General features: G+C 70.6%; 10 protein-coding genes. 7 read left to right on the top strand and 3 right to left on the bottom strand.

Annotated features, from left to right (window positions below):
- Nucleotides 1-9: 9 nt before the first annotated feature.
- The 3 genes from JQS43_RS00495 (at nt 10) to JQS43_RS00485 (ending at nt 3,191) form a co-directional block, all read left to right on the top strand.
- Entirely contained in the window at nt 10-591 is a 582-nt protein-coding gene (locus tag JQS43_RS00495) for a hypothetical protein (RefSeq protein ID WP_239677072.1), read from the top strand.
- An 83-nt stretch (nt 592-674) separates the two neighbouring features.
- Nucleotides 675-1,826, top strand: coding sequence for a M23 family metallopeptidase (locus JQS43_RS00490; protein ID WP_476739038.1), 1,152 nt, complete (start codon nt 675-677; stop codon nt 1,824-1,826).
- 513 nt (nt 1,827-2,339) lie between these two features.
- Entirely contained in the window at nt 2,340-3,191 is an 852-nt protein-coding gene (locus JQS43_RS00485; RefSeq protein ID WP_239677070.1) for a hypothetical protein, read from the top strand.
- Nucleotides 3,192-3,323: 132 nt separating this feature from the next.
- Here JQS43_RS00485 and JQS43_RS00480 read toward each other — a convergent pair whose 3' ends face one another.
- Both JQS43_RS00480 and JQS43_RS00475 read right to left on the bottom strand, forming a co-directional pair.
- Nucleotides 3,324-5,423 carry a S9 family peptidase gene (locus JQS43_RS00480; RefSeq protein ID WP_239677069.1) on the bottom strand — a complete coding sequence of 700 codons (2,100 nt, stop codon included), beginning with the start codon at nt 5,421-5,423 and terminating at the stop codon, nt 3,324-3,326.
- A complete protein-coding gene (locus JQS43_RS00475; RefSeq protein ID WP_239677068.1) occupies nt 5,420-7,558 on the bottom strand; it encodes a SpoIIE family protein phosphatase in 2,139 nt (712 codons plus the stop codon). The genes JQS43_RS00480 and JQS43_RS00475 overlap by 4 nt, the downstream gene beginning before the upstream one ends.
- 167 nt (nt 7,559-7,725) lie before the next feature.
- Here JQS43_RS00475 and JQS43_RS00470 point away from each other — a divergent pair, with 167 nt between their 5' ends.
- Both JQS43_RS00470 and JQS43_RS00465 read left to right on the top strand, forming a co-directional pair.
- Nucleotides 7,726-12,141, top strand: coding sequence for a HAMP domain-containing protein (locus tag JQS43_RS00470; RefSeq protein WP_239677067.1), 4,416 nt, complete (start codon nt 7,726-7,728; stop codon nt 12,139-12,141).
- Entirely contained in the window at nt 12,138-12,710 is a 573-nt protein-coding gene (locus tag JQS43_RS00465) for a response regulator (RefSeq protein ID WP_239677066.1), read from the top strand. The genes JQS43_RS00470 and JQS43_RS00465 overlap by 4 nt, the downstream gene beginning before the upstream one ends.
- An 85-nt stretch (nt 12,711-12,795) precedes the next feature.
- Here the strand turns inward: JQS43_RS00465 and JQS43_RS00460 are convergent, their stop codons facing one another.
- Nucleotides 12,796-13,131, bottom strand: coding sequence for an STAS domain-containing protein (locus tag JQS43_RS00460; protein WP_239677065.1), 336 nt, complete (start codon nt 13,129-13,131; stop codon nt 12,796-12,798).
- Between the two features lie 73 nt (nt 13,132-13,204).
- On the opposite strand from JQS43_RS00460, the gene hemL reads away from it, so the two are divergent.
- Both hemL and JQS43_RS00450 read left to right on the top strand, forming a co-directional pair.
- Nucleotides 13,205-14,539 (top strand): glutamate-1-semialdehyde 2,1-aminomutase, encoded by a 1,335-nt coding sequence (gene hemL / locus JQS43_RS00455; RefSeq protein WP_239677064.1) that lies wholly within the window; start codon nt 13,205-13,207, stop codon nt 14,537-14,539.
- The gene (locus JQS43_RS00450) at nt 14,536-15,180 is read left to right on the top strand and encodes a histidine phosphatase family protein (RefSeq protein WP_239677063.1); all 645 of its coding nucleotides are present in this window, start codon (nt 14,536-14,538) and stop codon (nt 15,178-15,180) included. The genes hemL and JQS43_RS00450 overlap by 4 nt, the downstream gene beginning before the upstream one ends.
- Nucleotides 15,181-15,182 lie beyond the last annotated feature (2 nt).

Genomic DNA, 15,182 nt, shown 5'->3' with positions numbered 1-15,182 from the left:
CGACGGCGGGTGCTGGTACTGGCCGTGGCCGTGGCGGCAGCGGTCACCCTGCTCGTCCTCGGCCGCCCAGGCGACGATGATGAGCCTGGCCCCGGGGCCGAGACCGGCCCGGCCGCGCCCGGGGCACCCGGGGCCGGCTGGCCGCCAGCGGAGCACGCAGACCCGCCGCCCCCGCCACCCGCAGCCGCGCCCACCACGCCCGCCCGCGGCGCCACCGCCGCCCCCACCGCGCCCGTGCCCACGGTGCTGCCCCACGACGAGAGCGGGGTCACCGGCGACGAGTCGCTGCCCGCCGAGGCGGCGGCGGCCGCGGTCGCGGCCGCCGAACAGTTCGCGCAACGGTGGGTCGAACCACACCCCGACTGGCACGACCGGGTCGCGGAGCTCGCTACCCCGGCGCTGGCGGCCGCGCTCGCCGCCGCCGACCCGCCACAACCGCCACCTTCGCTGACCGGCCCGGGGCAGCTGCTCTTCGACACCCAGCAGTGGGCCCGGGTCGGGGTACCCGCCGACCGGGGCACATTGGTGCTGGACCTGGTCGTCGTCGACGACCAGTGGCGAGCGACCGCGGTCGACTGGTGGCCGGCGTGACCCGTCCCCGGCCCCGGCTGCGACGGTTCCGGCTCCGGGTGCTGGTACGCCGCTTCGCCGGCCGGGCCCGCCGACCCCGGGTCCTGTGGCCGCTGATCGCGGTGGCCACCGCGCTGTGCTGCTGCGGCGGGCTGGGCCTGGTCGCGGTCCTCGGCGTGGTGGGGGACAGCGGCGCGGCCGACGCGGAACTGGTGGCGTGTCGGGAGGCGCTGGGCGCTGGCGACCCGAGCGCCCTCGAGTCGCTCGACGACGAGCAGCTCGACAATGGGCTGCTCATCGCCGAGGTCGGGCTCGACATGGCGGTGCCGCCGCGCGGCTGGGTGATCGCCGTGGCCACCGCCATGCAGGAGTCCAGCCTGCGGAACCTGCCGCACCTGGGCGCCGACAACGACCACGACTCGCTCGGCCTGTTTCAGCAACGACCCAGCCAGGGCTGGGGTACGCCGGACGAGATCCTCGACCCGCACTACTCCTCGGCCGCGTTCTACGAACGGATGTTGCAGGTCGAGGGCTGGGAGCAGCTGCCGTTGACGGTGGTGGCGCAGACGGTGCAACGGTCGGCGTACCCCGACGCGTACGCCCGGCATGAGCCGATGGCGGTCGCCCTGGTCGAAGAGGTTGCCCAGGGCGCCGCCGGGGCCGCGGCCTTCGTGGGGGACCTCCGGTGCGCGGAGCTGGGGGAGGTGACCGCCGCGGGGTGGGCCCGCCCGACCCCGGGTCCGATCTGGTCCGGTTTCCGGACCGTCGCCCGGCCGGACCACTACGGCATCGACATCGGCGCTCCCCGTGGGACGGTCGTCCGGGCCGCCGCCGACGGCATCGTCACCCTGGTGACCTGCAACGCTAGCCTGAACGGCGCGCCGTACAGCTGCGACATCGACGGTTCACCACAGGTGTCGGGATGCGGGTGGTATGTCACCATTCGCCACGGCGAGGTGTTGACCCGCTACTGTCACCTGCTCTCCCGACCCGAGGTGTCGGTAGGGGACCAGGTCGTCGCCGGCCAGGAGCTGGGGCTGGTCGGCTCCAGCGGCCGTAGCTCGGGGCCGCACCTGCACTTCGAAGTGGAGATCCACACGGTGGTCGAGCAGAGCGCGGCCACCGTTACGGTGCAGCGGGCCACCACCGACCCGGCGGCCTTCCTCACCGCCCGGGGCATCGGGTTCGAATGCGCCACCACCCCGGCCGACTGCGACCCGGTCCACGGCGACCGCGTATGGACCGAACAGCGGTGAGGGGCATACAGTGGAGTGGCGGCCGGCGTCGTGACTCGTCGCTACCGAACGGAGCCCCAACCGGGGAATCTCCAGACTCCGCCGGTACCGGCTTAGGCGGTCACGCCTCCGGCCGCCACTAGATAGACGCCCATCTGCCCGCCGACCGAGTCCGCACACCGAAGTCGCCAAGCTGGCGCGTCTACTCCACTAAGCGCATCCCGCACCGTGGACCGTCCAACTCAGCCGCCGATGATTACGAAGTTTTTGGGTACGTCGCTGACCGCTGCGCATCGTGGCAGGTGAGAGGGGCTGTCTGAGCAACAAGGCAGCTGGTGGACGCCGGGCGAAATCCGACCGAGGTGACGCTCACAGCGCTTCCAAGCTTCCGCTTATGCAATCGTGACGTACGCGCCACACACTGTGTGCGATGGCGCATCCAAAGATCGACCGAGGATGTGAGTCTCCGCACCAACCGGGAAGGACACGCACCCCATGTCAACCACCCCTGCACCCCTCACACATCGTCTCGATGTGGAGTGGCAGCACCTGGTCGCCGCACCGACCACCGCTGCTGCGCTCGCCCGTTGGCAACGACTAGAACCCGAGCTCGCACGTTACCCCGATCTGGCGGCGGTCCGCACCGCCGTCCACGACCGTACCGACCTGGACAGTAGTGACCTGGTGTTGGCCGCCCTGGTACGCCTCGCCGCGACCACCGGCCACAGCGACACGCTCGCCGCCCGGGTCGTGCTGCAGCTACTGATCCCTGGCGCGATCCGGCTCGGCCAACGGCTCGCCACCATGGTCGGCGACCGGGCCACCAGCGAGGCGGTGGTCTTCGCTGAGCTGGCCATCCTCATCCGAACCTACCCGTGGCAGCGCCGCCCCCGCCGGATCGCCGCCAACCTGCTGCTCGACTGCCGCCAGCGACTGATCCGGAGCCACCACCGCACCCGGCCTGAGATCTGCGCCGGCCTCACGCTGCACGAACCCAGCGGCCTGGTGGACCATCACCACCACGACGACCGACTCGGGCTCAACGACCTGCTGTGGTGGGCTCGGCGGCGCGGCATCCTGAACAAACTGGAGGCGCAGCTGCTGGTGGCCAGCCATGTCGCCGAGATCCCGATGAACCAGCTGGTGAGCCGGTTCGGCCGCTCCCGGTCGACGTTGTTCGCCATCCGGGCCTCGGCCGAAGCGCGGCTCCGGCACGCGCTGACCGGCGCCCCCGCCAGCGGGGCCCGGGGCGGCGCAACCGGTTCGGCAGCCACCGGCGGCGGCGCGGTCGCCGGCGGTGCCGCGGCGGGCGGTTCCCGACCGCGGCACGCCAACCGGGCGATCAGGCACGGCGGCCGGCGCTCATCGGGCCCCGGCCGCGCCTAATCACGACTGCCGGGTACCGCGAACCGACATGGTTGGCCGGGGAGGGATCTTGCACCCGGATAAGTCCGACATTCCGGTACGCATGATCCCTCCCCGGCCAACCAACAAAGACATGCCTGGAGGCGGTCCGGGTCAGGAGCCGGTGGCCAGGCCCAGCCGGTCGAGGATCCAGGCCAGCACGAACGCCTCCTCGCGCCAGGCGTCGTAGCGACCACTGCGGCCGCCGTGCCCGGCACCCATCTCGGTCTTGAGCAGGTACGAACCCTGCGGGGCCCGCTCCCGGAGCCGGGCGATCCACTTCGCCGGCTCCACATACCGGACCCGGGTGTCGTTGAGGCTGGTCACCGCGAGGATCGGCGGGTAATCAGTAGCCGTCACGTTCTCATAGGGAGCGTACGACTTCATGTACGCGTACACCTCGGGTGATTCGAGCGGGTTGCCCCATTCTTCCCACTCGATCACCGTCAGCGGCAGCGACGGATCCAGGATGGAGGTCAGCGGGTCCACGAACGGGACCTGCGCCACGATGCCGGCGAACTCACTCGGCGCCAGGTTCACCACCGCCCCCATCAGCAGCCCGCCGGCCGACCCGCCCCGGGCAACCAGCCGGTCCGGCGCCGTCCACCCGTTCGCCCGGAGATGCTGTGCGCAGGCGACGAAGTCGGTGAAGGTGTTGCGCTTGGCGAGCAGCTTCCCGTCTTCATACCAGCGGCGCCCCAGCTCCCCGCCGCCGCGAATGTGCGCGACCGCGTACACCACGCCGCGGTCCACCAGCGACAGCCGGGGCACCGAAAACCGCGGATCCATGCTCATCTCGTAGGAGCCGTAGCCGTAGAGCAGGCACGGCGCCGGACCGTCGGCGAGCGCCCCCTTCCGGTAGACCAGCGAGATCGGGATTTGGGTGCCGTCCGGCGCGGTCGCCCACTCCCGCTGCTGGTCGTACGCGTCCGGGTCGAAGTCGCCGAGCACCGGCAGGCGCTTGCGCAGCACCAGCTCGTGGCGGGTCAGGTCGTAGTCGTAGACCGAGTCCGGGGTCACCAGCGAGGCGTAGCTGAGCCGCAACATGCTGGTGTGGAACTCCAGGTTCGGCCCGAGCGCGACCGTATACAGCACCTCCGGGAAGCCGATGTCGTACGGGTCGCCGTCGCGCGGCAGCACCCGCAGTGCGGTCAGGCCGTCCCGGCGCAGCGAGACCACCAGCTGGTCGGCGAAGGCGTCTACATCGGTGAGTCGTACCCCTTGGGTGTGCTCCAGCAGCGGCTGCCACGGCCCCGGCGCGTCGACCGGAGTCCAGGCGAGCGCGAAGTCTTCGGCCCCGTCGTTGTGCAGGATCAGCAGCCGCTCGCCAGCGGCGTCGTGCTCGACTGCGTACTCCACGCCCTGCCGGCGGGGCGCCACCACGGTCGGGGTCCCGGTCGGAGCGTCGGCGGGCAGCACCCGGACCTCGCTCGTGACCGAGCTGTGGGCATCGATCAAGATCAGTTGCTGCGAGCGGGTCAACGACACCCCCACCCAGAACCGCTCGTCGGTCTCCTCGTACGCCAGGTCGTCGTCGGCGACCGGCTGACCGACCCGGTGCCGCCACACCCGGTACGGGCGCCAGGTCTCGTCCACGGTCAGATAGAAGAGTGTGCTGGCGTCGGCCGACCAGGCGGAGCCGTAGAACGCCCCGGTGATCTCGTCCGGCAGCACCTCGCCGGTGGTCAGATCCTTGATCCGCAGCGTGAATCGTTCGTCGCCCGCGAAGTCCACCGAGTAGGCGAGCCACCGGCCGTCCGGGCTGAGGTCGAAGGTGCCCAGCGCGAAGAACTCGCGGCCCGCGGCTAGCTCATTGCCGTCGAGGAGCACCTGCTCGCCGGGGAGCGGGGAGCCGTCCTTGGTCTCCGGCGGGTCCTGCTCGCCGTCGGCCACCGCCCGGCGGCAGTGGATGGCGTACTGCTGCCCCTCCACCGTGCGGCTGTAATACCAGAAGCCGCCCTTGCGGACCGGCACCGACAGGTCCGTCTCCTGGGTACGGCGGCGGATCTCCTCGAAGACCGATTCGCGCAGCGGCGCCAACTGCGCGGTCGCCGCCTCGGTGTGGGCGTTCTCCGCCTCCAGGTACGCGATCGTCTCCGGGTTGTCCCGGTCGGCCAGCCAGTCGTACTCGTCGACCACCGTGTCGCCGTGGTGGGTGCGCTCGATCGGCACCTGCTTGGCGCGGGGTGGAGTCTGGCCGGGCGTGTCGGTCATACGGAACTCTCCTTGATCAGGCTGGCCGGCGCGTTGGTCCGGCCGGATGCGGGCGGCACCGGTGGCTCGTTTCGGAGCACCAGCAGCGCGATGTCGTCGCGGGGTGGTTCGCTGGAGAAGCCGATGGTGGCGGTCCGCAGTCGGGCCGCGATCACCTCGGCTGAATACTGCGCGAGCGGGGCGGCGGCGTCCCGGAGCCGCTGCCAGCCGTAGAGTTCCCGGCCCCGGCGGCGTTCGGTGACCCCGTCGGTGTAGAAGATCAGCGAGTCGCCGGACCGCAGCTGGACTGTCTCCGCCGGGCAGTTGATGGTGTCGAGTAGGCCGAGGGCGGTGCCACCGGAGCCGGCCGAGCTGGTGCGCCCGTCGGCTCGCACCAGCAGCGGCCGTTCGTGCCCGGCCAGGTGCAGCGCGACCGAGACCGGACCGCCGTCGGTGAGCTGCACCGAGGCGAGCGCGAGCGTGCAGAACCGGCCGCGGCCCCGTTCGACGAGGGTTTCGTTGATCCGTTCCAGGATCTCTGGCAGCGGCCGGCCACCGCGGGCCAGCGCCCGGATCACCTCCCGCACCAGGCCGGTGATGGTCGCCGCCTGCACCCCTTTGCCGGAGACGTCGCCGATCGCCACCAGCCACCGGTCGGTGGCGAGCTTCACCACGTCGTAGAAGTCGCCGCCCACGTCGACCGCGTCGCCGGTAGGCACGTAAGCGGCGCCGAAGCCCAGGCCGGGGACGGCCGGCAGGGCGGGTGGCAGCAGCGAGCGCTGCAGGGTACGGGCGACGCTGCGACGTTCGGCGTGGATCCGCGCGTTGTCGACGGCGAGCGCCGCCCGCCGGGCGACGTCTTGCAGCACCGCCACCTCGTCCGGCTCGTGCCGGCGGTTGACGTGCCGGCCGATCGAGAGGGTGCCGAGCAGCTGCCCGCGGGCGATCAGCGGAATCGCGAACCCTTCGGTGGGCGCCGGCAGCGGCACCTGGCCGCCGGCGCGCAACGCGTTGGGCAGCCGGGCGAGCGCAGTGTCCGGGCCGGTCTGCTGCAGGGCGGTGTGCAGCTCCGACAGGCTCTCCTCGTCGGCGTGGGCGGCCGCCTCCAGCTGCAGCCGGCCCCAGTTGTCGGTGGTGTGTACCGCCGACCACTGACCGAGCCGGGGCACCACCAGCTGCGGGATCAGCGCCATGGTCAGCTCGACGTCGAGCGACTGCGCCAGCAGCTCGCTCGCCTCGGCGAGGAAGGTCAGCCAGGTCTGCCGGCGCCGTTCGGCGCGGCGGAGCCGGTCGTTCTCCAGGGCCAGCGTCAGCCGTTCGGCCACCAGCGCGGCGAGCGGCCGCACATACGCGGTGGCGGGAACGTCCAGCTCCAGCTCGCCGGTGGCGACGCCGCCGAGCGCCAGCGGCACCCGCAGCGTGGCGGTGCCGGCCTTCGGGGCGCGGCCGTACCGGGCGAGCACGGTGGGGCCGGCGCCCTCGCCCAGGTCGTAGCGGACCACTCCGCCGCCCGCGCCGACCAGCTCGGCCATTTTGGTAAGCAGTGAGTGAGCGAACTCACCCAGCGGATCCTCCGCGTACGGCTCGGGGGCGATGTCGAGCAGCGCGTTGAGCGCCGGCACGTCGGTGCTGTTGTCGGTGCCCGGACCGTTGGCGGCGAGTTCGGTGAGCTTCGTGAGGGCGTCGGCCGGTTCCGGCACGCCGGGCCGGTTGAGCCGGAACCAGACACCTTTGCCCTGTTCGTAGTGGGTGGTCCCCCAGCGGGTGGCGAAGTGGTCGACGAGCAGCAGCCCTCGCCCCCGGTCGGCGAGGTCGGCCAGGGTCTTGGTCGGCGGCGCCGACCCGACCGGCTCGCTCTGGGGGCCCTCGGCGCTCGGCTCGGTGGGCGGCACGATGCCGCGGAGGTCGTCGACGACGGTGACGGTGAGTCCGTAGGCGTCGGCGATCACTTCCAGGTCGAGGTCGGTGCCGGCGTGCACCACCGCGTTGGTGGAGAGTTCGGTGGTAAGCAGCAGCGCCGCGTCGGCCAGCTCGTCCAACTGGGCCTCCGAGAGCACCGACCGGACCACCGCCCGCGCCGACGCCGGAGTGCGGCGGTCGGCCGGCAGTCGGACCCGGCGCACCACCCGGTCATCGCGGGGTACGGCATCCGTCACCGCCTCAGTCTCCCCGACCACCGAACGAGCGCCAAACCCGTGTCCTCCCTCGGCGTAGTTGGCCGACTCAGCAGGTCAGCGTACCGTGAGCAGCTGCGCTCCCCGGGTCGCGAGCGGTGGGTGGTAGCGGCCATGATGGGGGGACCCCCGAGCTGCGGAGGAGACCCATGCCTAGCACGGACCAGACTCCTGGTACGGACCCGGCCAGCGCGCACCCGGCCGGCCCCGCCGACGACTGCGAGGCGGTGCTGGCAGAGCTCGCCGGTGCATTGCGGGAGGTCCGCGCCGGCAACCTGTCGGTGCGGCTGCCCCGGCGGTTCGGCCTCGCCGGTGAGGTGGCGGACGCCTTCAACGACGTGATCGGGCTGCAGCAGCGGCAGCACCGGGACCTGAAGCGGATCAGCCGGGTGGTGGGCCGGGAGGGCCGGCTCACCGAGCGGATCGACGAAGAGGAGTACGAGGGGGCGTGGCTGGACGCCGCCAACTCGGTCAACGCGCTCGTCGATGATCTCGGCAGCCCCGCCACCGAGATCGCCCGGGTGATCGAACGGGTCGCCGAGGGCGACCTGACCCAGCACATGCCGGCCGAGATCGACGGCCGGCCGCTGCGCGGCGAGTTCCTGCGGATCGGCCGGAACGTCAACACCATGGTCGACCAGCTCTCCAGCTTCGCCGACGAGGTCACCCGGGTCGCCCGCGAAGTCGGCAGCGAAGGCAAGCTCGGCGGCCAGGCCCGGGTGAAGGGGGTCTCCGGCACCTGGCGCGACCTCACCGACAACGTCAACTCGATGGCCGGCAACCTGACCCACCAGGTGCGCTCGATCTCGCAGGTGGCGACGGCGATGGCGCACGGGGACCTGTCGCAGAAGACCACCGTGTCGGCCAAGGGCGAGGTGGCCGAGCTCGCGCACACGATCAACTCCCTCACCGACACGCTGCGGGTCTTCGCCGAGGAGGTGACCCGGGTGGCTCGCGAGGTCGGCACCGAAGGCAAGCTCGGCGGCCAGGCCGAGGTGCCGGGCGTGGCCGGGACGTGGAAGGACCTGACCGACAACGTCAACTCGATGGCGTCGAACCTGACTGCGCAGGTCCGCAACATCGCCCAGGTCTCCACCGCGGTCGCTCGGGGTGACCTGTCCCAGAAGATCACGGTGGCGGCGCAGGGCGAGATCCTGGAGCTGAAGGACACCGTGAACACCATGGTCGACCAGCTATCCAGCTTCGCCGACGAAGTCACCCGAGTCGCCCGCGAAGTCGGCACCGAAGGCAAACTCGGCGGCCAAGCCCAAGTCAAAGGCGTCTCCGGCACCTGGCGCGACCTCACCGAGAACGTCAACCAGCTGGCGGGCAATCTGACCGCGCAGGTCCGCAACATCGCCCAGGTCTCCACCGCGGTGGCGCAGGGCGACCTCACCCAGAAGATCACCGTCGACGCACGGGGCGAGATTCTGGAGCTGAAGAGCACCGTGAACACCATGGTCGACCAGCTATCCAGCTTCGCCGACGAAGTCACCCGAGTCGCCCGCGAAGTCGGCACCGAAGGCAAACTCGGCGGCCAAGCCCAAGTCAAAGGCGTCTCCGGCACCTGGCGCGACCTCACCGACAACGTCAACAGCATGGCCTCCAACCTGACCAACCAGGTCCGCAACATCGCCCAGGTCACCACGGCGGTCGCCCAGGGCGACCTCTCGCAGAAGATCACCGTCGACGCCCAGGGCGAGATCCTCGCGTTGAAGACGACCGTCAACACCATGGTCGACCAGCTATCCAGCTTCGCCGACGAAGTCACCCGAGTCGCCCGCGAAGTCGGCACCGAAGGCAAACTCGGCGGCCAAGCCCAAGTCAAAGGCGTCTCCGGCACCTGGCGCGACCTCACCGACAACGTCAACAGCATGGCCGCGAACCTCACCAACCAGGTCCGCAACATCGCTCAGGTGGCGACCGCGGTGGCGCAGGGCGACCTGAGTCAGAAGACCACGGTGGACGCGCAGGGCGAGATCCTGAAGCTCAAGAGCACCGTCAACACCATGGTCGACCAACTTTCCCGGTTCGCCGACGAAGTCACCCGAGTCGCCCGCGAAGTCGGCACCGAAGGCAAACTCGGCGGCCAAGCCCAAGTCAAAGGCGTCTCCGGCACCTGGCGCGACCTCACCGACAACGTCAACAGCATGGCCGCGAACCTCACCAACCAGGTCCGCAACATCGCCCAGGTCACCACGGCGGTCGCCCAGGGCGACCTCTCGCAGAAGATCACCGTCGACGCCCAGGGCGAGATCCTGAAGCTCAAGAGCACCGTCAACACCATGGTCGACCAGCTCTCCAGCTTCGCCGACGAAGTCACCCGAGTCGCCCGCGAAGTCGGCACCGAAGGCAAACTCGGCGGCCAGGCCCAAGTCAAGGGCGTCTCCGGCACCTGGCGCGACCTCACCGAGAACGTCAACCAGCTCGCGTCGACGCTCACCACCCAGCTACGGGCGATCTCGCAGGTCTCCACCGCGGTCACCCGCGGCGACCTGAACCAGGCGATCACGGTAGACGCGCAGGGTGAGGTCGCCTCGCTGAAGGACAACATCAACCAGATGATCGTGACCCTGCGGGACACCACCTCGACCAACGCCGACCAGGCCTGGCTGGACTCCAACCTGGCCCGGCTCGGCAGCCTGCTACAGGGGCAGCGGGATATCGCCGAGGTCACCCGCATGATCATGAACGAGGTCACGCCGCTGGTGGAGGCGCAGCTCGGCGCCTTCTTCCTCGCCGACAACGAGGACGCTTCGCCGCGGCTGCGGCTCGCCGCCGCGTACGGCTATGTGGCCCGCGACCGGGAGATCACCTTCGGGCCGGGTGAGGGCCTGGTCGGGCAGGCCGCGGTTACCCGGAAGGCGATCCGGGTCTCCACCGGGCCGTCCACCAAGCTGACCGTCCGCTCCGGGCTCGCCGAGACCCCGCCGGCGGACCTGATCGTGCTGCCGATCGTCTTCGAGGGCGAGCTGTTGGGAGTGATCGAGTTCGCCTCGATCGGCCAGTTCCTGCAGCTCCACACGATGTTCCTGGAGCGGCTGGTGGCGCACGTCGGGGTGGCGCTCAACACCATCCAGGCCAACCGGCGGACTGAGGAGCTGCTCGCCCAGTCCCAGCGGCTCGCCCATGAACTCCAGGAACAATCCGCGGAGCTGCAGCGCACCAACGCCGAGCTGGAAGAGAAGGCCGCGCTGCTGCAGGAGCAGAAGGGCAACATCGAGACCAAGAACCGGGAGATCGAGCTGGCCCGGCTCGGGCTGGAGGAGAAGGCCCAGCAGCTCGCCCGGGCCTCCGCCTACAAGTCCGAGTTCCTCGCCAACATGAGCCACGAGCTGCGTACCCCGCTCAACTCGTTGTTGTTGCTGGCCCGGCTGCTCGCGGACAACACTGACCGGAACCTGACGGCGAAGCAGATCGAGTTCGCGAACACGATCCACAGCGCCGGCTCGGACCTGCTGTCGTTGATCGACGACATCCTCGACCTATCCAAGATCGAAGCCGGTCGGACCGAGGTGGAGCCGACCGACGTGGAGTTCGAGGAGATCCGGGGCTACGTCGAGCAGGGCTTCGCGCCGCAGGCCAAGGAGAAGGGGCTCCGGTTCGGGGTGGAGATCGACCCCGAACTCGCCCAGGGCGTCGTGGTCACCGATGGCCAGCGGCTCCAGCAGGTCCTGCGCAACCTGGTGTCGAACGCGGTGAAGTTCACCGACTCTGGTTCGGTGACGCTCCGGATCGCGCCGGCCCCGCCGGAGCTGTCCTTCGAATCCGGGACGCTCGCCGCCGCCCGGCAGGTAATCGGATTCACCGTCACCGACACCGGGATCGGCATCCCCGACGACAAGGTGGAGCTGGTCTTCGAGGCGTTCCAGCAGGCCGACGGCACGACCAGCCGCCGGTTCGGCGGCACCGGGCTGGGATTGTCGATCAGCCGCGACCTGGCCGGGCTGCTCGGCGGCACGATCACCGTCACCTCCCGTCCCGGTGAGGGCTCGTCGTTCACCCTCTACCTGCCGGATGTGCTGGTGCCGGAGTCGGTCACCAGGCCGGCCAGCAACGTCCCGGTGGGGCGCGCCGGCACCGCGATGCCGATGCTGCGGGAGGCGCCGACCTCGAACCGGCGGACCAACTCAGCCGCCGACCAGCTCGATGGCGCTACGGTACTAATCGTCGATGATGACGTACGCAACGTGTTCGCCCTTACCAGCGCACTGGAGCTACACGGTATGACGGTTCTCTACGCGGACAACGGCGCCGACGGGGTGCGCCTGCTCGCCGAAAATCCCGACGTACACATCGTGTTGATGGACGCGATGATGCCAGAACAGGACGGCTACGAGACCACCCGGGCGATTCGGCGGGAACACCAGTTCGCGGAGTTGCCGATCGTGTTCCTGACCGCGAAGGCGATGCCGGGCGACCGGGAGTCGGCGCTGCTGGCCGGCGGCAGCGACTACATCACCAAGCCGGTCGACCTGGACGAGTTGCTCGACATGATGGGCGGCTGGGTCTCCGGCGCCCGCGTCGAGGCGGGGGCGGGCGCCCCGCCGCGGGAGCAGTCGTGACCAGCCCCCGGCTCGGCAGCACCGGCCGGACCGCCAAGGCGCTGCTGGTCGACGACCGCAAAGAAAACCTCACCGCCCTGGCCGCGCTGTTACAGGGGATACCGGTCGAGCCGGTCTCGGTGACCAGCGGCGAGGCGGCGCTGAAGAAGCTGCTGGTCGACGACTTCGCGGTGATCATGCTCGACGCCCAGATGCCGGAGATGGACGGGTTCGAGACGGCGAGCCACATCAAGGCCCGCGAGCGGACCCGACACATCCCGATCATCTTCCTCACCGCCGCCGATCGGGACGCGCAGCTGGCGCTGCGCGGGTACGCGGCGGGCGCGGTCGACTACCTCACCAAGCCGGTCGACCCGTTCGCCCTGCGCGCCAAGGTCGAACTCTTCGTCGACCTGTGGACCAAGACCAACGAGCTCACCCGGAAGCAGGCGATCGTCGCCGAGCAGGAGCAGCGCCAGCAGGCGCTCGCCGAGGCGGTGGATGCCGCGCTGGAGGCGCTGCACGGCAGCGACGGGGTGCGGGACGTCGGCCGGGCGATCGAGGTGCTCTCCCGGGCGCAACAGTTCTAATCCACAGCGCTGTCCACAGTTATCCACACCACTTATCCACAGCCGCCTGTGGATAAGTGGTCTGCCTGTGGATAAAGGTGTGGAGTCAGCGGGTGGCGGACTCGTTGCGGATCATCAACGCCGAGCGCAGCCCGGTGATGTCCAGCACCCGCAGCAGAAAGTCGCCGACGTTGGTGAGCACCAACACACTCTGTGCGGTGCTGGCCTTGCGACTCAGCACCACCAAGGTCCCCAGCCCCTGCGAGTCGCAGAACGTCACACCGGAGAGGTTCAGCACGATTCGGGGCGGCGGGTCACCCAAGATGTCGTTGACGGTGTTGGAGAGCCGGGTGGCCGTGAGCATGTCGATCTCGCCAGCGAGATTGACCACGGCCTCGCTCGGCGTCCGGTGAACTGAGATCGTCAGCTCTGGGCGTTCCACGTGAGCCAGCGTAGCGCGTCGTGACCCACCCCTTGCACACCCCGCCCGAACTCGCTGACAGAATGGGCGTGTTGTGAGCACATCATCGCCAGGCAGCGCCACCCCCTACCCGGTCGAAGCGCCCGCCTCCACCGCCCTCTTCGACCGCGCCCAGGCTCTCACCCCGGGCGGGGTGAACTCCCCTGTGCGGGCGTTCCAGTCGGTCGGGGGCGCCCCCCGGTTCATGGTCCGTGGTGAAGGCCCCTACCTGGTCGACGCCGACGGCCGGCGCTACGTCGACCTGGTCGGCTCGTGGGGGCCGCTGATCCACGGCCACGCCCACCCCGCGGTGGTCGACGCGGTGCAGACCGCCGCCGCCGCCGGCACCAGCTTCGGCACCCCCACCGAGGCGGAGATCGAACTCGCCGCCGAGATCGTCGAGCGGACCCCGGTCAGCCAGGTCCGGCTCGTCAACTCCGGCACCGAAGCCACGATGTCGGCTATCCGACTCGCCCGAGCCGCCACCGGCCGCAGCAAGGTGGTCAAGTTCGCCGGCTGTTACCACGGTCACGTCGACGCGTTGCTCGCCGCCGCCGGTTCCGGGGTGGCGACGCTCTCACTACCCGGCTCGCCCGGGGTGACCGACGCCACCACCGCCGAGACGATCGTGCTCCCCTACAACGACCTCGCCGCGGTGACCGCGGCCTTCGCCGAGCACGGCACCGAGATCGCCGCGGTGATCACCGAGGCGGCCGCCGGCAACATGGGCGTGGTGCCACCCCGGGACGGCTTCAACACCGAACTCGCCCGGCTCGCGCACGCCCACGGCGCGCTGCTGATCCTGGACGAGGTGATGACCGGCTTCCGAGTCTCCCGCAGCGGCTGGCACGGCCTCGACCCGGTCGACGGCGACCTGTGGACCTTCGGCAAGGTGATGGGCGGTGGGTTGCCGGCCGCCGGATTCGGCGGCCGGGCGGAGCTGATGGCCCAGCTCGCGCCGGCCGGCCCGGTCTACCAAGCGGGCACCCTCTCCGGCAATCCGGTCGCCTGCGCCGCCGGGCTCGCCTCGTTGCGACTGGCCGACGCCGACGCGTACCGCCGCCTGGATGAGGCGGCCACCACCGTCAGCAAGCTCGCCTCCGCCGCGCTGGCCGGGGCCGGCGTGCCGCACCGGGTCTCCGCCGCCGGCAACCTCTTCTCGATCTTCTTCACCGAGACCGAGGTCCGCGACTACGACACCGCCCGCACCCAGGACACCGCCGCCTTCGCCGGGTTCTTCCACGCCATGCTCGGCCAGGGCATCTACCTGCCCCCCAGCGCGTACGAAGCCTGGTTCGTCTCCACCGCCCTCGACGACGACGCGCTGGAGCAGCTCGCCGGGGCGCTGCCGGTCGCGGCACAGGCGGCGGCGCGGGCTGGTAACTCATGAAGACCGTCGTCCACCTGCTGCGGCACGGTGAGGTCGACAACCCGGCGGGCATCCTCTATGGACGACTGCCCGGTTACGTCCTCTCCGACCTCGGCCAGCAGATGGCGGTGGTGGCGGCCGAATGGTTCGCCGACCGCGACGTCACCGCCCTGGTCAGCAGCCCACTGGAGCGGGCGCAGCAGACCGCCCGCCCGCTCGCCGAGCAGCTCGGCCTGCCGGTCGACACCGACGACCGGCTGATCGAGGGCGACAACCACTTCGAAGGCAGCCGGTTCGGGGTGGGCGACGGCGCGCTGCGCCACCCCCGCAACTGGTGGGTGCTGCGCAACCCGTTCCGGCCCTCCTGGGGCGAGCCATACTCCGAGATGGCCGCCCGGATGCTGGCGGCGCTGCACACCGCCCGGGAGGCCGCCGCCGGCCACGAGGCGGTCTGCGTCTCCCACCAACTGCCGATCTGGACGCTGCGCTCGCACCTGTCCGGCCGGCGGCTGTGGCACGACCCGCGCCAGCGAGAGTGCGCGCTGGCCAGCGTCACCTCCTTCCACTTCGACGGCGATCAGCTCCGCGGCATCGAGTACGCCGAACCCGCCGCGCACCTGATCGGGTTATCCCCGGACGCCGGGACGGCCAAGGGGGCCTGAGC

Origin of the sequence: Natronosporangium hydrolyticum, assembly GCF_016925615.1 — a bacterium.
In the GTDB taxonomy this organism is placed as follows: Bacteria; Actinomycetota; Actinomycetes; order Mycobacteriales; family Micromonosporaceae; genus Natronosporangium; species Natronosporangium hydrolyticum.
The sequence above is the reverse complement of the archived record's forward strand: the minus strand, read 5'-3'. Positions and strand labels throughout refer to the sequence as shown.